At 71.7% G+C, this 20,896-nt stretch carries 17 protein-coding genes and 1 pseudogene; 7 read left to right on the forward strand and 11 right to left on the reverse strand.

Going from position 1 to position 20,896, the window contains the following annotated elements; translation table 11 throughout:
- Positions 1 to 501: 501 nt before the first annotated feature.
- A pseudogene (locus tag KF840_14115) lies at positions 502 to 750 on the reverse strand (hypothetical protein).
- Between the two features lie 266 nt (positions 751 to 1,016).
- On the opposite strand from KF840_14115, the gene KF840_14120 reads away from it, so the two are divergent.
- Both KF840_14120 and KF840_14125 read left to right on the forward strand, forming a co-directional pair.
- On the forward strand, positions 1,017 to 1,211 hold the full coding sequence (locus KF840_14120) for a hypothetical protein (GenBank protein ID MBX3026039.1): 195 nt from the start codon (positions 1,017 to 1,019) through the stop codon (positions 1,209 to 1,211).
- 43 nt (positions 1,212 to 1,254) lie between these two features.
- Complete coding sequence (locus KF840_14125) at positions 1,255 to 2,184, forward strand: DNA-processing protein DprA (GenBank protein ID MBX3026040.1); 930 nt, start codon at positions 1,255 to 1,257, stop codon at positions 2,182 to 2,184.
- Here KF840_14125 and KF840_14130 read toward each other — a convergent pair.
- Together KF840_14130 and KF840_14135 are read right to left on the reverse strand one after the other, a co-directional pair.
- Positions 2,156 to 3,385 (reverse strand): metallophosphoesterase, encoded by a 1,230-nt coding sequence (locus tag KF840_14130; GenBank protein MBX3026041.1) that lies wholly within the window; start codon positions 3,383 to 3,385, stop codon positions 2,156 to 2,158. The two genes, KF840_14125 and KF840_14130, sit on opposite strands and share 29 nt — an antisense overlap.
- Before the next feature lie 13 nt (positions 3,386 to 3,398).
- Positions 3,399 to 5,660, reverse strand: coding sequence for a hypothetical protein (locus tag KF840_14135; GenBank protein MBX3026042.1), 2,262 nt, complete (start codon positions 5,658 to 5,660; stop codon positions 3,399 to 3,401).
- 158 nt (positions 5,661 to 5,818) lie between these two features.
- On the opposite strand from KF840_14135, the gene KF840_14140 reads away from it, so the two are divergent.
- Positions 5,819 to 7,417 (forward strand): acyl--CoA ligase, encoded by a 1,599-nt coding sequence (locus KF840_14140; GenBank protein ID MBX3026043.1) that lies wholly within the window; start codon positions 5,819 to 5,821, stop codon positions 7,415 to 7,417.
- A gap of 184 nt (positions 7,418 to 7,601) precedes the next feature.
- On the opposite strand, the gene KF840_14145 is transcribed toward KF840_14140, so the two are convergent.
- The 4 genes from KF840_14145 to KF840_14160 form a co-directional block, all read right to left on the reverse strand.
- Positions 7,602 to 8,060: a MaoC family dehydratase gene (locus KF840_14145; protein MBX3026044.1), complete on the reverse strand. Its 459-nt coding sequence runs from the start codon at positions 8,058 to 8,060 to the stop codon at positions 7,602 to 7,604.
- A 25-nt stretch (positions 8,061 to 8,085) separates the two neighbouring features.
- On the reverse strand, positions 8,086 to 9,024 hold the full coding sequence (locus KF840_14150) for an SDR family oxidoreductase (protein MBX3026045.1): 939 nt from the start codon (positions 9,022 to 9,024) through the stop codon (positions 8,086 to 8,088).
- A 101-nt stretch (positions 9,025 to 9,125) separates the two neighbouring features.
- Complete coding sequence (locus tag KF840_14155) at positions 9,126 to 10,052, reverse strand: SDR family oxidoreductase (protein MBX3026046.1); 927 nt, start codon at positions 10,050 to 10,052, stop codon at positions 9,126 to 9,128.
- A gap of 67 nt (positions 10,053 to 10,119) precedes the next feature.
- Positions 10,120 to 11,208 (reverse strand): DUF3187 family protein, encoded by a 1,089-nt coding sequence (locus KF840_14160; GenBank protein MBX3026047.1) that lies wholly within the window; start codon positions 11,206 to 11,208, stop codon positions 10,120 to 10,122.
- 92 nt (positions 11,209 to 11,300) lie between these two features.
- On the opposite strand from KF840_14160, the gene KF840_14165 reads away from it, so the two are divergent.
- The 4 genes from KF840_14165 to KF840_14180 all read left to right on the forward strand — a co-directional run bounded on the left by KF840_14165 (position 11,301) and on the right by KF840_14180 (position 14,680).
- The gene (locus KF840_14165) at positions 11,301 to 11,576 is read left to right on the forward strand and encodes a hypothetical protein (GenBank protein ID MBX3026048.1); all 276 of its coding nucleotides are present in this window, start codon (positions 11,301 to 11,303) and stop codon (positions 11,574 to 11,576) included.
- Entirely contained in the window at positions 11,576 to 12,025 is a 450-nt protein-coding gene (locus KF840_14170) for an MGMT family protein (GenBank protein MBX3026049.1), read from the forward strand. The genes KF840_14165 and KF840_14170 overlap by 1 nt, the downstream gene beginning before the upstream one ends.
- Before the next feature lie 115 nt (positions 12,026 to 12,140).
- The gene (locus tag KF840_14175; protein MBX3026050.1) at positions 12,141 to 12,905 is read left to right on the forward strand and encodes an ABC transporter ATP-binding protein; all 765 of its coding nucleotides are present in this window, start codon (positions 12,141 to 12,143) and stop codon (positions 12,903 to 12,905) included.
- On the forward strand, positions 12,905 to 14,680 hold the full coding sequence (locus KF840_14180; GenBank protein MBX3026051.1) for a hypothetical protein: 1,776 nt from the start codon (positions 12,905 to 12,907) through the stop codon (positions 14,678 to 14,680). The genes KF840_14175 and KF840_14180 overlap by 1 nt, the downstream gene beginning before the upstream one ends.
- A 50-nt stretch (positions 14,681 to 14,730) precedes the next feature.
- Here KF840_14180 and KF840_14185 read toward each other — a convergent pair whose 3' ends face one another.
- From KF840_14185 to KF840_14200, 4 genes are all read right to left on the reverse strand, one after another.
- The gene (locus KF840_14185) at positions 14,731 to 15,738 is read right to left on the reverse strand and encodes an aminopeptidase (GenBank protein MBX3026052.1); all 1,008 of its coding nucleotides are present in this window, start codon (positions 15,736 to 15,738) and stop codon (positions 14,731 to 14,733) included.
- Positions 15,739 to 15,779: 41 nt separating this feature from the next.
- Positions 15,780 to 17,534, reverse strand: a complete 1,755-nt coding sequence (locus KF840_14190) for an ABC transporter ATP-binding protein (GenBank protein MBX3026053.1) — start codon at positions 17,532 to 17,534, stop codon at positions 15,780 to 15,782.
- A gap of 71 nt (positions 17,535 to 17,605) precedes the next feature.
- Entirely contained in the window at positions 17,606 to 19,345 is a 1,740-nt protein-coding gene (locus KF840_14195; GenBank protein MBX3026054.1) for an ABC transporter ATP-binding protein, read from the reverse strand.
- A 90-nt stretch (positions 19,346 to 19,435) separates the two neighbouring features.
- Positions 19,436 to 20,590, reverse strand: coding sequence for a VCBS repeat-containing protein (locus KF840_14200; protein ID MBX3026055.1), 1,155 nt, complete (start codon positions 20,588 to 20,590; stop codon positions 19,436 to 19,438).
- Between the last annotated feature and the right edge of the window lie 306 nt (positions 20,591 to 20,896).

Below are 20,896 nucleotides of genomic sequence, written 5' to 3' on the forward strand. Positions count from 1 at the left end.
CGTCGATGTCGCCGCCGATGTCGATGTCGCCGTCGATGTCGCCGTCGGCGGCGTGCCGGTGACCGTCGCCGTGGCGGTTGGCGGCGTGCCGGTCGCGGTCTCGCTCGCAGTTGCGGTTGCCGAGGGCGGCGCCGGCGTGCCGGTCGCAGTGGCGGGCACGGCGGTCTCGGTGGCGGTCGCCAGCGCCGTCGCGGTGGTGGTCGCGGGAACCGGCTCGGTCGCGGTCGCCGGCACCGTCGCAGTGGCGGTCGCGGGCATTGTCTCGGTGGCGGTGCCCAGCACCGTCGCGGTGGTGGTCGGGGGAACCGTCTCGGTGGCGGTCCCGGACGCCGTCGTGGCGGTCGCAGTGGGCGGGGCGGTGGCGGTCGTCGTGCCGCTCGCAGTCGGCGCCGGCACGGTCGGCGAGCCAGTCGCGCTCGCTGTCGCGGTCGTTGACGGCGTCGCCACCGCGGTAGCGGTCGACGTCGCCGTGGAGACCGGCGTCGCCGTCGGCTCGGCCCCCAGGAGCTCAATCAGCGCCACGAGATCCGCCGCATTCAGCCGGGAATCACCGTTGACATCCGCACCGCCGCAGTCAGACCCCGCGAACAGCGCATGCGCCAGGACCGGCAGGTCATCGGCGTCGACCATGCCATCACAGTTCGCATCGCCGGGGGCCACCTGTGCCCGCGCCGTGGCCCCCAGAACCAGCACCAACGCGCACAGACCAGCGCCCCACCAGCGGGCGGAAGACCAGGGACGTCGACTCATTTCCGTACCGCCTCGACCGCGCGTCGCATCAATCCCCTGCCCTTACCCCGGTCCGAGATGGACTGGAGAGATCGTATGCGACAGCTTTCCGGCGTTTGCAATGCATTGGTCCGTAGCATCGGAGCGCATCGCAAATGATGCAAACTCGGTCCCGATTGTTGCGCCGAAACCGAAAAATCGTTTCGGACGGCGGTTGATCGCTGGGCGGAATTCCGCTTGAGGGCCTGCCCGCCCGGGTCTACCCTTCCCCCACTCGGAGGTTCGCCATGGAGGCCCTCACTCCCATCTTCGCCGCGCTGCGCGCCAATCCGCTGATCGGCGGCGGGATCATCGCCGCGGCGATCATCTGCTACATCGCGCTGACCCGCAAACCGCGCATGCAGCGCGAGGCCGATGCCCGGCTGTCGGCGCTGCGGCGCGAGAAGAGCGACCTCTACACGAAGCAGCGGCCGCTGCGCTGACTCGCCTATTGATCTCATAGACACAAGAGTCTAGCATCGCGTCGTGGCCATCGCGCCCGACGCCGCCCTCGCCCTGCTGACCATCGCCGAGTTGCCGCGCGTCGGCGAGCGGCGCCTGCAACGCCTGCGCGAACACGCCGAACGCCGCCGCCTGCCCCTCGCCCTTCTCGCCGATCTGCCGACCGCCACCCTGCGCGAGGAATTGGCGCTGCCCTGGGCCGCCATCCGCCGCCTGCGCGACGAACGCGTCCACCACGCCACGCGTTGCGCCGCGCTCGCTGCGGCGCTCGCCGACGCCGGCGTCCGCCTCTGCCCGCTCGGCGATCCACAGTATCCGCCCGGGTGGGCGCGATGCGGGGCACCGCCTCCGCCCCTCGCCTACCTGCACGGCGATCCCGGCCTGCTGCGCCGGCCGATCGTCGCCCTGCTCCATTCGCGCCTGGTCGACGCAACGACGGTCACCGGCACGCTGCGGCTGGCGCGGGCGGTGGCGGCGGCGGGCTGCGCGCTGGCCGTCGGCGGCATGAAGACCACCCATCGAGTCGCCGCCGCCGCCGCGCGCAACCTCGGCGCGCCGCGCCTCATCGTCCTCGACCGCGGCCTGTTGGCCGCGTTCGGCGGCCACCTCGATCGCGATCCCTTCGGTCTCGGACCGCGGCGGGCACCGTTCGATCCGACCGGCACGCTGGTGCTCTCGTCGTTCCGTCCCGACGACCACGCCGTGCCGCGCTCCGGCCGCCGCCGCGATGCGCTGATCGCCGCGCTGGCCGACCTCGTGGTCGCGGTGCACGCCCGTCCCGGTGGCGAGATCGAGCGCGTCTGTCACGCCGCCCTGGCACGCGGTCAGCGGGTGGCGGTCTGGCGCGCGCACAATCGGGGCCTGGTCGCCGCCGGCGGCCTGGCACTCGACGAGCCGGGGCTCGCCACCGCGCTGGCAGCACTCGTCAGGCCGGCATCAGCTCGGCGACGGTGATCTCGCGCGGCGTGAACAGCCGGATCCGCTGGCCGGTGACCCCGAGACCGCAGTTCACGTACAGGTGCGCGTCGCCGCGCCGGTAGAGCCCGCGATCGAAGGCGGTGACGAACTCGGCGAGATTGCGGTGCCTGCCGCCGAACCAGGGAATCGCCAATTGGCCACCGTGGGTGTGCCCCGACAGGGTCAGCGGCACGCCCGCCGCCGCGGCCTGCTCGAAGAGGTCGGGACGGTGGACGAGCAGCAGCGCCGGCACGTCCGCCGGCGCCGCGTCGAGCAACTCCGCCAGGCGCGCATCCGATCGGATGCCGCGCGCCCAATCGCGCCCGCGATCGTCGAGGCCGATCACGTGCAGGGGCGCGCCATCGCAATCGAGCGTCACGGCCGCGTCGCGCAGCACGCGGAAGGTCGTCCAGCGGCGCAGCGCCGCCACCACCCGATCGGCGCCGGTGCCGTGGTCATGGTTGCCGAGAATCGCACAGACGCCGTAGCGGGCTCGCAGCCCGCCCAGGATCGGCAAGAAGGCGTCGAGATCGGCCAGTGGCGAGTCGGCGATATCGCCGGTGATGCATATCAGGTCGGGCGCGGTGTCGTTGACCAATCGGACGAAGCGCTCGAGCTGCGCCATGGTCAGATTCTGCCCGATGTGGATGTCGCTGATCTGCGCGACGGTCAGCGGCCGGCGCAACCCGCGCACCGGCACCGCCTGGCGCTGCACGCGGAGCTCGTGCTGGCCGGCGATGTAGCCATAGCCCATCAGCAGCGCGATCCCGGCCATGCCCATCGACGCCGTCCAGCGGAACGCATCGCCAACCCCCGCCTGCACCGCCGTCTGGCCCGCGGCGCCGATCGCCTGTGCGCTCAGCACCCCGAGCGCGCCGTCGAGGGCCGCGAACGCGATCCAGGCCGCGGCGAGAAAGGCGGCGCAGAACAGCGAGACGAAGGCGGTGGCGGTGTAGAAGCGGAACACCGGCGCGCCGCGCCAGGGGCGGCCGGCGAGGGTCAGGCGGCGATTGAGGAGGTACACGCCGCCGACACCGGCCAGGTGCGCGGGCCACCCCGGCGCCAGGCCGGCGCCGAGCGCGAGAACCCACGCCGCAACCGCCCACTGGGCGGCGCTCACCGCCAGCAGAAGCAGCGTGAAGAAGGAGCGGAAGAAGCGCCGCGCGATCGCGGCGCGCGCCTGGGCAATCCATCGCATGGTGCCGGGAACGCTAGCCAGGCGGCGGCGACGGGGCAAGGTGATCCTCATCGTCCGTCGGTGGCCGCAATGCCGACGCCGGCACCCACCCGCCCGGAGCACCCGGGGGCTGCCAGTAGAACCAGAGGAAGTAGAAGCCCCGCGCCCCGGGGCGCAGTGTGATGCGCACCCGGTGCGGGCCCGCCGTCAGCGCGATGCGCCCGTCGTGGCTGCCACCGAACGCCTGCTCGCCGGCGTCGGCGAGCACGATGTGGTCGTCGATCGTCAAGGTGGTGCTGTCGGGATGGAGCCGGAACAGGTATTCGCCGTCGCGCGGCGCGTCGAGCGTGCCCCACCATTCGCCGAGGGCGAAATGGCCGAGCGGCGGCGCCTCCAACGAGTAGGCGACGTAGGTGAACGGCAGGGGCGCGGCCCGCGGCGGCGTGCGTTGTTCGGCATCGTCCCAGACCTGGCCCGCGAGGCCGATGGGCGGTGGCGCCGCGCGCGCGACGGCGCGATTGATCGCGTCGCGCGGCACGCGGCAGGCCGCGAGCTCGACCCGTCCGAAGCGGTCGCGCACCTCCTCGCAACGGGTCTCGTCGCTGAGGGCGTGCAACACCGCCGCGAACGATACGTACGGGGTGGGCAGGAGGTACAGGGCGTCGCGCGCCAGCGGCTCGCGCGGCGGGACGTCGTGCGCGACGTGCAGTAGGCGGATGTCGTTCGGCTCGTCGAGGTAGCGGCGGGCGACGAAGCGCAACGCCGGATGCCAGTAGGTATCGGGATCGAGGTAGATCGTCGCGTCCGGTGCCCGCGTCGCCAGGTAGCGCGCCGCCGCCGATTCGCGGGGGAAGAAGGCGTCGACGAATTGCGGCAGCCGCTCGCGCTCGACGAAGTAGGTGCGCCACTCGTCGCGCGCCGCCAGCGCCGCCAGCGCCAGCGCGACGAGGCCGGCGGCGCGCACCGCCCGCGCCGGCGCGACGCCGCGCAGCACCGTGGCGCCGAGATCGCTGGCGACGCCGACCATCAGCGCCAGCGGCACGATCGCGTCGAGCAGGCGCGTGGCGTGCGGTGCCTCGAGCGTGATCACCGCCGGAACCAGTGCCGCCGCGAACCACAGCAGCGTCGCCGCACACGCCGGCTCGCGCCAGCGCACCGCGCAGGTGACCAACCCGAGCGGTGCGAGGATCGCCGCCCCCCAGCCGAGCAGCGGCGCGAAGGGCAGATTGTGGCGCGGGTTGTCGTCGCCGACGAACTGGAACGCGAGCAGCGAACGCGGCACCGATTCCGCGAGCTGCTGCCGCCAGTCGTCGCGGAGAAAGATGAGCGTGCCGGTCGCGCGCTCGCCGAAGTCCGTCGGCTGCTCGACCATGTACCGCAGCATCGGCAGGGCCACGAGGATGGCGAGCCCGCCGCCGGCAGCGATCCCCGCCCAACGACCGCGCAGCGCCGCGCGCCACCGGAATGCGGACGCCGCCCCGAGGCAGAGCGCCAGCGGCGCCCAGAGACGGAACGTCTGGTAGGTGTAGATGCCGCCGCCGAGCGCGGCTCCCGCCAGCAGCCAGCCGGCGTTGGCCCGCCAGCCGCGGCCGCGCACGCCGGCGGTGACGCCCAGCGCCACCAGGGTCTCGCACAGCGGCGACATGATCGGCATCTCGCCCCAGCGCGAGTAGTTCAGGTGCCACTGCGAGACCGTCAGCCACGCGGTCGCCGCCAGGCTCGCCAACGGTCCGAACCAGATCCACGCCAGGGCGGCCGCCGCGGCGACGCCCAGGGTGCCGAGGACCGCGGCCACGGCGCGCAGCGCCCACGGCCCGTCGTCGGGATCGCCGAAGACGTACACCAGCGCCGCGACATCGACGAAGCCGGCGCCGAGCCCGGTGCGCACGTCCTCCGGCGGCAGCGCCACCCGCGGCCACCCGGCGCGCGCGATCTCGATCGCCTGCACGCCATTGAGCGCCTCGTCGATCCACAGCCCCGGCGGCAGCTCGTGCAGCCGGTAGAAGCGCAGACCGCCGCCGACCGCGACCAGCAGCAGCACCGCCGCCGCGGCGAGACGGCGCGGCACGACCGGCGGCCAGCCGCGCGTGCGCCGGCAGAGCGCCGCCATGAGCACCGCCGCGATCGCGAAGCCCAGCAGGCCGAGCGCGCGGCCGCGCACCAGGTCCTCGTACTGGCCGGTGACCGCGGCATGGCCGCGCGCGAACGCGTACTGTCCCAGCGCGGCCGCCGCCAATGCCGCCGCCAGCAGGGCGGCCACCGCGCCGGCCGGCCGTGGGGTCGAGCCCTCCGCCATGGCGCCGCTTCCTAGCCCAACGCGGCCTCGCCGCGGAACCCGCGGCGGCGCGACGCGGTGGCGGCTGCCGCCACCGCTCGACCGCCCCTCACCCGGGCGGCCGTCGCATTGCCTTCGCCGGGCGCCGGGGGTAAGCGCCGACTGGTCCCGGCGCGGGCATGGACAGCATCGGACACAGATTGAAGGCGCTGGCCGCCGCGCACGGCAGCCGCGCGGCGCTGCGCACCGCCGGCGGCCTGGTCTCGTTCGCCGAGCTCGCGGCCGACGCGCGCCGCGTCGCCGCCGCGCTCACCGCTCTCGGCGTCGGCAAGGGCACGCGCGTGGGCATCCTCATGCCGAACCGGCCCGACTGGCTGCGCTGCGCGTTCGGCGCCTGGCGCCTGGGCGCGATCGTGGTGCCGATCAACACCCTCTACCGCGGCCCGGAGCTCGGCGAGGCGCTGCGCCACGCCGACGTCGCGGTATTGATCACCGTCGGCCACTTCCTCCGCCACCACTACATCCGGCTCCTGCTCGACCTCTGCCCCGACCTCGCCGATCACGCCCCGCCGCTGCGCAGCGAGTCGCTGCCGTGCCTGCGGCACGTCGTCTGCGACGGCGAGCAACTGCCGCGCGGCGTGGTGGCGTGGGAGGACTTCCTGGCCAGCGGCGATCCGCGCTCCACGCCGTGGAGCGCGGCCGTCCTCGACGCCGTGGAGGCGACCGACGACGCGGCGATCTTCTTCACCTCCGGCAGCACCGCGACGCCGAAGGGCGTCGTGCACACGCACGCCAGCATGCTCGTCGGCGCCGACAATGTCGCCGACCGCCTCGGCCTCACCGCCGACGACGTCACCTACGGCTACCTCCCCTTCTTCTTCAACGGCGGCCTGGTCGGCGTCACGCTGGCGACCCTGTCGCGCGGCGGCTCGCTGCTGCTGCAGGAGGTGTTCGACGCCGAGGAGACCCTCCGCCTGCTCGAACAGCACCGCTGCACGACGCTGTTCGCCTGGCCGCACCAGGCCGAGGCTCTGATCCGCCACCCGCATTTCGACCGCTCGCGCCTCTGCCTGCGCAAGGGTCCCGGCGCCAACACGAAATGGGCCGCCGCGCTCCTGCAGCCGGACCACCAGGCGGTCGGCAGTTGGGGCATGAGCGAGACCGGTCCCATGGCCACCTGCAGTCGCTTCGACGAGCCGCTCGAGGACCGCGCCGGCGCGCACGGCCGGCCGATGCCCGGCCTCGAATTGCGCGTCGTCGATGCGGAGAGCGGCGCGCCGCTGCCGCCGGGACAGGAGGGCGAGATCATCCTGCGCGGCCCGAGCTTGCTGCGCACCTACTACAAGCGCGAGCCGCGCACCTGCTTCGACGGCGAGGGGTTCTTCCACAGCGGGGACTGCGGCCGCCTCGATGCGCAGGGAAGGCTGCACTTCGTCGGCCGCCTGCGCGACGTCATCAAGACGGCCGGGGTGAACGTCGCCGCCGCGGAGGTGGAAGCCGCGCTGCTCCGCCACCCCGGCGTCAAGGTCGCCCATGTCGTGCCGGTGCCGCACCCGAGCCGGGGCGAGAACATCGCCGCGTTCGTGGTGCGGCGCGACGCCGCATGCACCGCCGCGGATGTGCAGGCGCACTGTCGCGCCACGCTCGCCAGCTACAAGGTGCCGCGCCACGTCTTCTTCGTCGGCGAGGAGGAGCTGCCGACCCTGGGCAGCGGCAAGGTCGATCGGCAGCGCCTGCGGGCGGTCGCGAGCGAGCTGGCGCGCGACGCGACGGAGTGAGCGCGGCGCCCACCCGTCACATGGCGACGGCGAGCGCAGCCGTTCCGCCGGCGGTCTCCCCCGTGGGCGTCGATCACCGCCCGCGCCTCCGGTTCGAGCTCGGACCGGATGGCGGCGAGGCGCGCGGTCGCGTGCGGATCCACCGCGCGGCGCGCCCGCGCCAGCAGCGCGGTCGCGCACGAGATCACGGCGCCGGGCGGCGCGGCAACAGGACTTTGCGACGCAGCGACAGCACCGGCTCCCGCTTCTGGTTCCAGGCGCGGGTCTCGACGTGCAGCACGCCGCGATCGCCCTTCGACGAGGGGGTGGTCGCCAGGATCTCGGACTCGGCGTACAGCGTGTCGCCGTGGAACGTCGGACCGAGGTGGCGAACGAGCTCGTACTCGAGATTGGCGATCGCCGTCTGGCTGATGTCGCGCACCGACATGCCGACGACGATCGAGAACACCAGGGTGCCGTTCACCAGACAGCGCCCGTGCTGCGACTGGCTGGCGAAGTGGTCGTCGAAGTGGATCGGGTTGGTGTTCATCGTCAGCAGCGTGAACCACGTATCGTCGGCATCGCGGATCGTCCGCCCCGGCCAGTGCGTGATCACCTCGCCGACCGTGAAGTCCTCGAAGTACCGTCCCCACACGTGTTGCATCGTCATCGCCGTCGCTCGCCGCCGTTCACGCCGTGGGCGCCTGTGCCGGCGCCGGGTTGAACAGGTCCATGCCGAGGGTCGAGGGAAACAACGCCGCCACCTCCTCGGGTCGCCAGCGCGTCGCCTTGGTGATGGTGCGCACCGGCGCGGGATAGTTGACCAGCGAGATGATGCCGCCCATGACGACGAAGATCTGGCCGTTGATGTTGGCCGCGGCGTCGGTCGCCAGGTAGGTGGCGAAGGGGGCCACGTCCTCCGGCTCGCGCTGCGGCCGCGGCAGGAGCTGCCGCGCCTCGGCGCCCATGCTGGCGATGCCGGCCTTGGCGCGCGCCTGGCGCGCGCTGTCGCTCACCGCGGCGGTCATGCGCGTCGACGCCGCCGGCGCGATGGCGTTCGCCGTGATGCCGTAGCGGCCGAGGTCGCGCGAGATGACGCGCGTGAAGCCGGCGATGCCGTCCTTGGCCGCGCCGTAGTTGGCCTGCCCGGGATTGCCGTAGAGGCCGGAGGTCGACGACATGCTGATGATGCGCCCGCTCCCCTGCTCGCGCATGCGGACGGCGGCGTGGCGGCTGCAGTTGAAGGTGCCCTTCAGATGGACGGCGATGACGGCGTCGAAGTCGTCCTCGCTCATGTTGAAGATCATGCGGTCGCGCAGGATGCCGGCGTTGTTGACCAGGATGTCGATGCGCCCGAACGCCGCCACCGCGCGGTCGATGATCGCCGCGGCGGCGCGGAAGTCGGCGACGCTGTCGTCGTTGGCGACCGCGGCGCCGCCGGCGGCCTCGATGGCGGCGACGGTCTCGTCCGCCGCCGAGGTGTCCCGGCCCTGCCCGTCCAGGCTGACGCCGAGGTCGTTCACCACCACGGCCGCGCCCTCCGCGGCCATCAACATGGCGATGCCGCGGCCGATGCCGCGGCCCGCGCCGGTGACGACGGCCACCTTGTCCTTCAGTCGATTGCCCATGAGATCTCCGAATTCATCACTGCGGGCGCCAGGGGGCCCGTGCGCCAGTCGACACGGAACGAACGAAGCCCCTGGCGCACCGGCTCACTGACGCGGGTGGCTCACGCGCCCGTCTTCGCCCTCGGCGGCGCCGGATTGAGCAGGCCCTCGGTGAGCGTCTGCGGCACCAGCGCGTCGAGCTCGTCGAGCGTCCAGCGGCCTTCCTTGTAGAGCGTCTTCTCGGCGCGCGGCAACGACAGCAGCGAGTACGAGGTCCCGGCGCAGAGGAACATCTGGCCGTTGACGTTGGCGGCGAAGTCGCTGGCGAGGAAGGCGACCAGCGGCGCGACGTCCTCGGGCTTGAGGTTCTCGAGCTGGCGCAGCGCCGATTCCTCGCGGACGATGCCCTGCTGCTTGCGGATCTCGCGCGCCTTCAGCGTCGCCTCGGTCATCGTCATCCGCGTCGCCGCCACCGGACAGATGCTGTTGGCGGTGACGCCGTAGCGTCCGAGGTCGCGCGCCACCACCTTGGTGAGGCCGCTGATCCCCGCCTTCGCGGCGCCGTAGTTCGCCTGCCCCGGATTGCCGAACATGCCGGCCCCCGACGAGAAGGTGATCAGCCGGCCGCCGCGCTGCGCGCGCATCAGCGGCGCGGCGTGGCGGACGCAGTTGAAGGTCCCCTTGAGGTGGACGCCGACCACCGCGTCCCACTCCTCCTCGTTCATGTTGAAGACCATGCGATCGCGCAGGAACCCGGCGCAGGTGACGAGGATGTCGAGGCGGCCGAAGCGCTCCACCGCCTGATCGATGATCGTCTTGGCACTCCCCCACTCGGCGACCGACGACGCGTTGGCGACGGCCTCACCGCCGGCGGCGCGGATCTCCGCCACCACCGCCTCCGCCGGCTCGCTGGTCGGCTCGCGGCCGTCGAGGCTGACGCCGTAGTCGTTCACCACCACCTGTGCGCCCTGGTCCGCCAGCTCGAGCGCGACGCCGCGCCCGATGCCGCGGCCGGCGCCGGTGACGACGGCCACCCTGCCGCGCAACATCTCTCCCACGATCGAGCTCCTCGCTGTCCGTTGTGGGCCGCTCTCTTCGCAGCCGGTGGCGACGCGGTCAAGGTGAGCGCGGGCCGACCGGCGGCAACGTCGGCGGCGGCGGAAGCGGGGCCAGCGGCGGCAGATCGGTGGGAATCGCCCACGGACGCCACTGCATCGCCAGCATCAGGGTGAAGTCGGCGGACTGCTCGACGCCACTCATGTTCTGGATGCCGAGGAGTTGCGCATTGAAGCGCTCCGACCAGGCGAAGCCGATGCCGAAACCGAGCTCGACCACCGTGCCGTCGAGCAGACTGGCGCCGGTGCCGTGGTAGGGGCTGGTGTAGGTCGCCTGGTGCAACATCACCGACCAGCGCTGCGAGAGCGCCAGGTGGGCAGCGAACGATTCGGTGAAGATCGGATTGAGAGTCAGATCGCCGGCAGTGATCGGGCCGACCGGATAGACCAGGTTGAGGTTGGCGTAGAACATGAGCCGCGACCACGGGCTGTAGTCGGCGGCGCCGCCGATGCCGAAGTCCGGCTTGCCGCTGCCCAACGCCTGATCGGGGTTCCCGGTCGGCGCCTTGATGGCGCCGCGCACCGCCAGACGCGGCCATTGGCGCGGCAGGTGGAACTGGTGCTTCACCGACATCACCAGATCGCCGGGCTGGAAGGTCACCTCGTCGCCATGGAACAGCACCGTGTCGCCGCGGTAGACTTCGTACCCGCCGAAGGTGTTGTCGGGAAAGAGGCTGCGCTCCGGGTTCTGCGCCCCGAACAGGTCCTCCACCCAGTTGATCATCGGGTCCATGAAGCCGCCGTATCGAGAGATGAACGGCAGATCGAGCCCGAGCTCCCAATCCTCGCACAATCCGTAGCGTGCGCCGAAGTTCGTCGTGTTCTGCTCGAACTTCAGCGTGGCGTCGATCGAGCCCTGGCTGGTGGCGATGATGTTGCTCTCGGCGGTGGACACGAGGAGGGCGAAGTCGCCGGGCGGCAGGGTGGCGGCGCGCTCGAATGGCGGGTTGAGAAAGATCAGTTGCAGCGGGGCGAAGTTGCGCGTCGGCACCGGCGGCGTGAAATCGAACTCGGCCGCGCTCGACGACGACGCGCTGGCGAGGAACATAGCCAGCGCGATGCCGACGGCTCCGGCCCCCCGCCGCTGCATGGCGCCACCCTAGGGACGCGGCGATGAAGATGAAAGCACCGTTCCGCTGCCCCGTGATGGTCTGCTAGTGGGCACGGTCTGGGAGGTCCCCCATGCTGTTCGTGATCATTGGCCACGACGCGCGCGACGCGCGGGAGCGCCGCCCGGCGACCCGCCCCGCGCACCTCGCCCACCTCGAACCGCTGGCGCAGGCGGGGCGGGTGATTCTCGCCGGCCCGCTCACCGACGGCGCCGGCAGCCTGATCGTCGTCGAGGCGGACTCGCTGGCCGAGGTGTGGGACCTCGTCGGCCGCGACCCGTACGTGACCAACGGCATCTTCGAGCGCGTCGAGGTGCACCCGTTCCTGCGCGTCTTCCCGCACGACTGATGGCGGGTCGGCGCCCGCGGGCCGCAGCGGCCCGCACGCCCAAGTTCGCGCGCGCCGTCTACGCGCTGGTGCGCCGGGTGCCACGCGGCCGCGTCGTCACCTACGGCCAAGTGGCGGCGATCCTCGGCCACCCACGCGCGGCGCGGGCGGTGGGGACGGCGCTGGCCAATCTCCCCGAGACGCTCATCCGCATCGTCCCCTGGCAGCGGGTCATCAACGCCGCCGGCGGCATCAGCGCCCGTGGCGACGTGCACCGGCCCGATCAGCAACGCGAGCTGCTGGCGATGGAGGGGGTGGCGGTGCGCGGCGGACGGGTCGACCTCGCCCGCTTCCGCTGGAGCGGCCCGCGCCGCGAGCGACCGGTGGCGCTGCGCGGCGAGCTGCCCCTGAGCGCCGGACGCCAGCCGCGTCGGGCGCGGCGACGCAGAGTCAAAACGCCGCGTTCCTGACGACGGCGCCACGCCAGCGCCCGCCGCGGCCGCGCCCTGGACCCGCTGTCCCCCAGCCGGGGGCGCGGGCATCGAAGTTGCTGGGTGGCCAGTCACCCGGCAACATGGAGCGGCGATGATCGAAGTCAGGGAGCTCACGAAGCGCTACGGACACACCACGGCCGTCGATCGCCTCTCGCTCTCCGTCGGCGCCGGCGAGATCTTCGGCTTCCTCGGCCCCAATGGAGCCGGCAAGACCACCACCATCCGGATGATGATGGGCCTCCTGCAGCCGTCGGGCGGCAGCGTCGAGCTGGGCGGCCACGACCTGCACCGGCAGCCGCTGCACGCGAAAGCGCTCTGCGGCTTCGTCCCCGACCGGCCGCACGTGTACGAGAAGCTCACCGGCGCCGAGTATCTGGACTTCACCGCCGACCTGTACGGCGTGGACGAGGCGGCGAAACAGCGGCGGCGCGAGCGCCTGCTCGAGCTCTTCGATCTCGCCGAGTGGCGCGGCGAGCTCGCCGAGAGCTACTCCCACGGCATGAAGCAGCGCCTGGTGATGGCGGGGGCGCTGATGCACGCGCCGCGCATCCTGGTGGTCGACGAACCGACGGTGGGCATGGATCCGCGCGGCGCGCGGCTGCTGAAGCGGATCTTCCGCGACCTCGCCGCCGCCGGCGCGACGGTGTTCATGTCGACCCACAGCCTGGAGGTCGCGGAAGAGCTCTGCGACCGCATCGGCATCATCCAGCGCGGCCATCTGATCGCGCTCGGCTCGGTGGACGAGCTGCGCGCCCAGGCGGGCCGTGAGCGCCACTCGACGCTCGAGGCGGTCTTCCTGCACCTCACCGGCGCCGAGATCGATCTCGCCGGCGGCGGCGACGCCCTGCCCGTCTGATGGCACAGCGCAGCGCCTCCTCGCCCCTCGACCTCGGCTCCGCGCTCGCGGCGCCGCGGCCGAGGTCGACACACCCGGTGCGCGCCGTGGCGCGACTGTTGGCGCCGCGCCGCCTCGCGGCGCGCAATCGCTGGCGTCTCCTGTCGCGCGCCGGCCGCTGGCGCCTCGCCGGCTTTCTCGCCCTGGCGCTCGCCTTCGGCGCCGCGATCTTCGTCTTCTTCTACCGCGCCCTCAGCTACTTCGTGAGCGTCCCCGAGTTCGGACCGGTGCTCACCTACAAGCTGCTGGGGATGGTGTTCGTCACCTTCTTCTCGATCCTGCTCTTTTCGAACATCGTCACCGCGCTCTCCAGCTTCTTCCTCTCGCGCGAGCTCGATCGGTTGGTGGCGGCGCCCATCTCGGTGCGCCAGCTCTTCTATGCGCGGCTGGCGGAGACGGTGATCGACTCGTCCTGGATGCTGCTGCTCTTCGCCCTGCCCGCCTTTCTGGCCTACGGGGTCGTGCACGCCACCGGCCCCGCCTTCTACGTTGCCACGGTGTTGGTCCTGCCGCCCTTCGTCCTCATCCCGGCGGCGCTCGGAGTGATGACGACGACGGTGCTGGTCAACGTCTTTCCGGCGCGGCGCACCAAGGACATCCTCGTCCTGCTCTCCGTGGTCGCGGTGGCGATGCTGTACCTGCTGTTCCGCCTGGTGCGGCCGGAGCGCCTGGTGAACCCCGAGGGCTTCGCCGATTTCGGCGCCTTCCTCGCCGCCATGCGCACGCCGGACGCGTCGTTCCTGCCGAGCACCTGGGCGACGGAGGTCCTGTTTCCGCTGCTCGGCCTGCGCGACGGCAGCTCGCTCTTCTACTACGCGCTGCTGCTCTCGACCGCGGCCGTGGCGGTCATGGCATGCGAGGCGGTGGTGGTGCGCCTGTTCCTGCACGGGTGGACGAAAGCGCAGGAGGGCCGACAGGCGCGCTTCACCCAGCGCGCCCTGTGGGAACGCAGCCTGACCGCACTGACCCGCATCTTCCCCGTGCAGACGCGCATCATCGTCGTCAAGGAAGTGAAGACCTTCTTCCGCGACACCAGCCAGTGGTCGCAGCTCATCCTGCTCGGCGCGTTGGTCGTCGTGTACCTCTACAACTTCAGCGTCCTGCCCTTGCAGGGCAGTCCGCTCGTGACCTTCTACTTCAAGAACGTGATCGCCTTCCTGAACCTGGCGCTGGCCGCGTTCGTCATCGCCTCGGTGGCGGCGCGCTTCGTCTTCCCCTCGTTCAGCATGGAAGGTCGGGCGCTGTGGCTGCTCAAGGGAGCGCCGCTGCCGGCGCGCCGGCTCTTCTGGGCGAAATTCTGGGTCGGCGTCGTCCCCCTGCTGCTGTTCGGGCTGTTGCTGGTGATCGCCACCAACTCCTACCTGCAGGTGATGCCCTTCATGATGTGGCTCTCCGCGGCGACCCTGGGGGGGTTGGTGTTCGCGATCGTCGCCCTCGCCCTGGCGGTCGGGGCCGCCTACCCGCGGCTCGACGCCGACAACGCGGCCCGCGTCGCCGCCGGCGCCGGCGGCCTGGTCTACATGGTGCTCTGCATGTCGTTCATCGGCGCCGTGGTGATGCTGGAGGCCTGGCCGGTGTACGCGCTCTTCTCCGCCCGCTTCCGCGGCGCCGCCGTCTCGCCCGCCATCTGGGCGTCCATCGCCGCGTCCTTCCTCGCGGTCGTGTCGCTGACCATCGCCGTGCTGGTGATCTCGGTGCGCAGCGGCATCAGGCACCTCGAGGCGATCGAGCCGTAGGCGCCGGGCCGCGCCACGGCGCGGTCGCCGGACGCCGCCGCGCGGCGACGTCAGCCGTCGGCGCCGCCGCAGCCGGCCAGCGCCGCGACGGCGGCGTACGGGTCGTCCGCGGCGAGGCGGTCGAGGATCGCGTCGACCGTGGCGCGCAGGTCGCCGGCGCGGCAGGCCAGCGCGGCGGCGAAGAGCGGCAGGCGATCGGCATAGAGCTGGTCGTGGACGATCACCGCGTTGTTGATCGGGCGGCGCCAGAATCCCGCGTACTCCGAGGTGCGCCAGGCGCGCCCGGCCATGTCCTCTTGCAGGGCGACGAACAGTGCCTGGCGCGCCGGCTCGTCGATCGGCTGCTGGTAGGCCATCCGCAGCCGGGCGACGACCTCGGCCAACGCCGTCGAGAACGTCTGCGCGTCGGCCCAGCGGTCGGCGACGCGCGCGGCGCGGTCGGCGTCGCCGCGGGCGAGGAAGAAGCGCTCGGCACCGCACAGGCCGACGAACATCGCGAACGATTCGTTGAACGCGACCTCTCCCGGCACGTAGCGGGTGGCGTGCGTGAGCTCGTGGAGGAGCGTCTCGGCGAGCGCCGTCTCATCGTCGCGCAGCATCGTCGAGAGCAGCGGATCGTCGAACCAACCGAGGGTGCTGAAGGCGACCGCCGGGCGCACCATCGTGTCGTCGCCCCGGCGTTCGAGGTCGCCGGCAAACCGGCTGGCCTCCGCCGCGTCGAAATATCCGCGGTAGGGCACGCGGCCGACGATCGGGAACCACCAGGTCAGCGGCTGCAGGCGGGTGCGCGGCGCGGCGGTGACGACGTGCACGACCTGGCTCGCATCCACGGCTGCGACGGTGCGGTAGCTGCCGCCGACGCGCAGCCCCAGGGCGTCGCGGGCGTATGCGCGGATCGGCTCGACGAGCGCCAGCTTGGCGCGGGTGGCCGGATCGAGATCCGGGCGCGCGAGCACCGCGCTGATCGGCTCGCGCCGCCACAGGATGCGCGCCTCCTCGTAGCCGGCCCGGGCGACGTAGCCGACGCCGCAGCCGGCGAGCGTCAGGACCGCTGCCACGGCAGCGCCCGCGCGGCCGATGCCGCGCCGCTGGCGGCGGTTCATGACGCGGCGACGGAGTGCGCGTCGGCGCGGGCGCGATCGCCCGCCGCGTACTGGAGCTGGTACAGTCGATAGTAGAGGCCGCGATGCCGCAACAGCTCGGCGTGCGTCCCGGATTCGCGCAGCGCGCCGGCGTGCAGCACGAGGATGCGATCGGCGTCTTCGATGGTCGAGAGGCGATGGGCGACGACCAGCGAGGTGCGGCCGGCGAGCAGCCGGCGCAGGGCGTCCTGAATCAGCGTCTCGGTCTCGCTGTCGATGCTCGACGTCGCCTCGTCGAGCACCAGCACGCTCGGCGCATAGGCGAGGGCGCGGGCGAACGAGAGCAACTGGCGCTGGCCGATCGAGAGATTGTTGCCGCGCTCGCGCACCGGCTCGTCGTAGCCGCGCGGCAAGCGGCGGATGAACGGATCGGCGTGCACCGCCTGGGCGGCGGCGACCGCGGTGTCGCGCGAGATGTCGGCGCGGTCGAGCGTCAGATTGCTCGCCACCGTGCCGCTGAAGAGGAACACGTCCTGTAGCACGACGCCGATGTGCCGGCGCAGCGCCGCCAGGTCCCAGTCGCGCACGTCGACGCCGTCGACCAGCACCCGCCCCCGCGCCACGTCGTAGCTGCGATTGAGCAGCTTGATGATCGTCGTCTTGCCCGAGCCCGTGGGACCCACCAGCGCGATGGTCTCGCCCGGCGCCACCGTGAACGAGAGGTCGCGCAGCACCCATTCCTCGTCGACGTAGGCGAACCAGACGCGGTCGAATTCGATGCGGCCGCGAACCGTCGACGGCACGCGCGGCGCCGCCGGGCTGGCGATCGGCACCGGCTGGTCGAGGAGCTCGAAGATTCGTTCGGCCGATGACATCGCCGACTGCATCACCGCGTATTTGGTCGAGAAGTCGCGGATCGGCACGAAGAAGCGTTGCATGTACTCGATGAAGGCGACCAGGGTGCCGAAGGCGAAGGTCCCGGCGACGATGCCGGCGCCGCCGTACCAGAGGATGAGCGCGATGGCGACCGAGCTGATCGCCTCGATGATCGAGAACAGCGCCGCCTCGTAGATGTTCGCGTAGTGGTTGGCGTCGCGAAAGTCCTCGTTGAGGCGGTCGAACCGCCGCTGGCTGGTTTCTTCGCGGGCGAACAACTGGATGACCGTCATGCCGGCGAGCGCCTCCTGCAGGTAGGCGTTGAGGCGTGCCAGGCGATCGCGGATGGCGCGGTAGTTCTGCCGCGCCTTGACGCGGAAGTAGTTGATCGCGACGAACACCACCGGCACGACGGCGAGCGTCACGAGGGCCAGGTGCCATTCGATCGCCATCATGATGGCGACGATGCCGAGCAGCGTCGCGACGTCCATGAGGATCGTCAGCGCCCCGGCGGCGAACATCTCGTTGATGACGTCGACGTCGGTGGTGAGGCGCGTGACCAGGCGGCCGACGGGATTGCGATCGAAGAACGTCGTCGGCAGCGTCTGCAGGTGGCTGACGAGATCGACGCGCAATGCCGCGAGGCTGCGCTGCGCCACCAGCATCATCAGATAGTACTGCAGGTAGAGGAGGCCGAACTCGGCCACCATGGCGAGGCCGTAGAGCGCCCCGATGCGCAGCAGGCCGGCGCGATCCGCCTCCGCGATGGCGTGGTCGATGGCGATCTTGAGCAGATACGGCTGTGCCAGCGAGAACGCCGACGTGAGCGGCAGGCAGAGCATCGCCGCCCAGAAGGTGGCGCGGTGCGGGCGGATGTAGGCCCACAGGCGCCGCATCAGGCGGGCGTCGTACGCCTTGCCGATGTCGACCTCGCGCTGCAGGTCGGAGACGACGGGGGCCGACGCGCTCACAGCGCCTCGATCTCCTCTTCCATCTGCTGCTGGCGGTAGAGCTCGGCATAGAGGCCGTCGCGCGCCACCAGCGCCGCGTGGGTGCCGAGCTCGACGATGCGGCCGTCGTCGATCACCGCGATGTGGTCGGCGTCCATCACCGTCGAGACGCGGTGGGCGATGACGATGCGGGTGCAGCCGGCCATGGCCTCGCGCAGGCGGGCGAGGATCGCGTGTTCGGTGCGGGTATCGACGCTCGACAGCGCGTCGTCGAGCACCAGCACGCGCGGCGCCGCCGCGATGGCGCGCGCCAGCGTCAGGCGCTGCTTCTGACCGCCGGAGAGCGTGATGCCGCGCTCGCCGACGACGGTGTCGTAGCCCTGCGGAAAGGCCTCGATGTCGGCCGCGACGCCGGCGATCTCGGCGGCCCGCCGCACCGTGTCGGGATCGGCGTTGTCGAGCGCGAAGGCGATGTTGTCACGGATGCGGCGGGAGAAGAGAAACGGATCCTGCGGCACGACCGCGATGGCGCGGCGCAGTTGCGCGAGCGGCAGCGTCCGGACGTCGCGCCCGTCGAGCAGGACGGCGCCCTCCGAGACGTCGAACAGACGGGGCAGCAGTTGCACGAGCGAGCTCTTCCCGGCACCGGTGCGTCCGACGATGCCGAGCTTCTGCCCGGCCTCGAGCGTGAGCGACAGATCGTTCACCACCGGATGGCCGTTGTCGGGACTGGGGTAGGCGAAGCTGACGTGGCGGAGTTCGACGGCGCCGCGCACCGCCGGCAGCGGAGCGGCATCGGCGGCGTCGGCGATTGCCGGCACGGTGGCGAAGATGTGCTCGAGGCGGAGCAACGCCGCCCGGCCGCGCTGCACGATCGACAGCATCCAGCCGAGCGCCATCGTCGGCCAGGCGAGCAGGTTGAGGTAGCCGATGAAGGCCACCAGGTCGCCGAGGCCGATGCGGCCGCCGATCACCTGCCAACCGCCGACCCAGAGCACCACGAGCGTGCCGGCGCCTGCGGCGAGCTTCATCAGCGGCATGAGCCGGCCGCGGACGCGCGCCAGCTCGACGCTCTGCCGCGTGAACGCCTCGTTCAGGTGCGCGAAGCGCGCCACGGCGACGTCCTCGGCCGCGTAGGCCTTCACCACCTGGATGCCGCTGATGTTCTCCTGCACGGCGCTGCTCAGGCTGGCGAGCCCCTCCTGGACGCGCATCGTCTGCTCCATCAGGGTGCGGCTGACCCGCTTGACCGCGAACAGCAGCACCGGGAACGGCAGCAGCGACAGCAGCGTCAGCAGCGGATCGAGGGTGAGCATGATGGTGAGGCCGTAGGCGTAGTAGATCGGCGTGTTCACCAGGTTCAGAACGCCGACGCCGAGCAGCATGCGGATGGCGGTGACGTCGTTGACCAGGCGCGACATCAAATCGCCGGTCTGCTGGTGCTGATAGTAGGTCAGCGGCAGCCGCTGCAGGTGGGCGAAGAGGTCGGCGCGCAGGTCGCGCTCGACGTCGCGGCCGACGTTGAAGATCAAGGCGCGCGATAGCGTACGGGTCACCGCCTGCACGATCGCGATGACGACGATGGCGGCGGCGAGCTCGGCGGCGACGCGGAACGGCTCGCCGCGCTGGATGGCGTCGATGCCGCGTTTGAGCAGGTAGGGCACCGCCATCGCGAGCGAGGCGGTGATCAGCAGACAGATGCCGCCGACGGCGTAGCGCACGAGATAGCGGCGCAGGTAGCCGAGAAGGCGTGTCACCCCGGCATCATGGTCGCCGCGTCGGCGCGAATCAACGCGGCGGTGGGCGCGGCAGCGGAGGGCAGGCCTCCGCCGCCGCGCGCAAGCGACTTACTGCGCTGGGCCGCCGCGCCAGACGCCGATCGATCCGAACTTGCCGCGCTGCGGCGCCTTCTGATCGGGCCCCGATTCACCCGGCTTGACCGGACCGGACTTCCAGGAGGGCGCCACGACGTCGCCGAACGCGACCGCGATGTCGCCCCAGCCGTCGTTGTCGATGTTTCCGACGCCGACGCCCCAGGCGCGTTCCTTCCCGGTCTGCGGCAGACCGGCGGGCACCACCGCGGTCCACTTGCCGGTGCCGTCGCCGAGGTAGGTGTAGACGCCGTAGACGCCGCCGATCTCGTCGAGGGCGCGCTTGCCGACCGCGATGGCGTCGAGCTTCCCGTCCTTGTTGAGGTCGGCGAGGGTGACACCGAGCGCGTTCATCGGCACCAGCCCTTCGTTGGCGGCCACCCAGCTACCGTCCGCCTGCTGGAGGAAGACCTCGACGCCGCCGCCGGAGCAGACGGGACCGCCAGGTCCGCACCCCTCGGGCAGCGGCGGCATCTGCGAGCCGGAGATGATGTCGAGTTTGCCGTCGCCGTTGACGTCGCCGACATCGATGCCCCAGAACAAGCCGTGGATTTCTGGGGCCGGAAGCCCCTGCGACGCCTCGGTCCACTGCCCCTTGCCGTCGCCCAGCCAGGCGCGCGGCCCGGCCGAATAGGCGGCGACGATGTCGAGGTTGCCGTCGCCGTTGAGATCGCGCAGCTCGATGGCGTTGCCCCACTCGGTGAGCGCCAGCCCCTTCGAGCTCTCCTTCCACACGCCCTTGCAGTTCCCGAGGAAGGCGCGCACGCCCTCCTCGGCAGCGGCGACGGAGGCCAGGTCGGGGCAGCCGTCGTTGTTGAAGTCCCCCAGCGTCACGTCCTCCGATCCGATGGTCGGCAGCCCCGAGGACGCCGTGCGCCAGTTGCCCTGGCCGTCGCCGAGAAAGACGTAGACGCCCTTGCAGTGGTCGGCGATGGCAACATCCATGAAGCCGTCCTTGTTGACATCCATGAAGTCCATGCCACCGCCGCAGAAGGGCTCGCGCGGCAGGCCGTTGGCGAACTCGCGCCAGTTGCCCTGGCCGTCACCCACGAAGATCCATGGACCGTCGGCCAGCCGGGAGACGACGCCGATGTCGTCCAGGCCGTCGCCGTTGACGTCCCCGAGAGCCATCTGGGACTTCCAGATCCGTCCCGCCGGCAGACCGTTGTCCGCCTCCGTATAAGCCATCGGCGCCGGCGCGCCGACCTCCGCGACCCCCTTTTTCGCCGGCGCCGCCGGCTTGCCCCCGAACATCGAGCACCCGGCCAGACCGACGGCCAGGACGCCCACACCACACACCCATCCGATACCCATCCTCATTATGTAAAACCTCCGATGTGCCACAGACTGCGACGCGGCCCGTTTATTCGGCCGGGTTGGGGGCTGAACGGCAGGAAACGAGGCGCCGGATTACCAGAGCCCGCGCCCAGGGGTCAA

It is taken from the genome of bacterium (assembly GCA_019637795.1).
In the GTDB taxonomy this organism is placed as follows: Bacteria; Desulfobacterota; Binatia; order HRBIN30; family CADEER01; genus JAHBUY01.

Excerpts from the sequence above, each read along its gene's own strand:
- KF840_14160 (MBX3026047.1), bottom strand. The coding sequence starts at position 11,208 with ATGCAGCGGCGGGGGGCCGGAGCCGTCGGCATCGCGCTGGCTATGTTC.
- KF840_14165 (MBX3026048.1), top strand. The coding sequence starts at position 11,301 with ATGCTGTTCGTGATCATTGGCCACGACGCGCGCGACGCGCGGGAGCGC.
- KF840_14200 (MBX3026055.1), bottom strand. The coding sequence starts at position 20,590 with ATGGCTCTCGGGGACGTCAACGGCGACGGCCTGGACGACATCGGCGTC.
- KF840_14175 (MBX3026050.1), top strand. The coding sequence starts at position 12,141 with ATGATCGAAGTCAGGGAGCTCACGAAGCGCTACGGACACACCACGGCC.
- KF840_14190 (MBX3026053.1), bottom strand. The coding sequence starts at position 17,534 with ATGCGGCGCCTGTGGGCCTACATCCGCCCGCACCGCGCCACCTTCTGG.
- KF840_14150 (MBX3026045.1), bottom strand. The coding sequence starts at position 9,024 with ATGGGCAATCGACTGAAGGACAAGGTGGCCGTCGTCACCGGCGCGGGC.
- KF840_14155 (MBX3026046.1), bottom strand. The coding sequence starts at position 10,052 with ATGTTGCGCGGCAGGGTGGCCGTCGTCACCGGCGCCGGCCGCGGCATC.
- KF840_14135 (MBX3026042.1), bottom strand. The coding sequence starts at position 5,660 with ATGGCGGAGGGCTCGACCCCACGGCCGGCCGGCGCGGTGGCCGCCCTG.
- KF840_14180 (MBX3026051.1), top strand. The coding sequence starts at position 12,905 with ATGGCACAGCGCAGCGCCTCCTCGCCCCTCGACCTCGGCTCCGCGCTC.
- KF840_14145 (MBX3026044.1), bottom strand. The coding sequence starts at position 8,060 with ATGCAACACGTGTGGGGACGGTACTTCGAGGACTTCACGGTCGGCGAG.
- KF840_14170 (MBX3026049.1), top strand. The coding sequence starts at position 11,576 with ATGGCGGGTCGGCGCCCGCGGGCCGCAGCGGCCCGCACGCCCAAGTTC.
- KF840_14120 (MBX3026039.1), top strand. The coding sequence starts at position 1,017 with ATGGAGGCCCTCACTCCCATCTTCGCCGCGCTGCGCGCCAATCCGCTG.
- KF840_14140 (MBX3026043.1), top strand. The coding sequence starts at position 5,819 with ATGGACAGCATCGGACACAGATTGAAGGCGCTGGCCGCCGCGCACGGC.
- KF840_14130 (MBX3026041.1), bottom strand. The coding sequence starts at position 3,385 with ATGCGATGGATTGCCCAGGCGCGCGCCGCGATCGCGCGGCGCTTCTTC.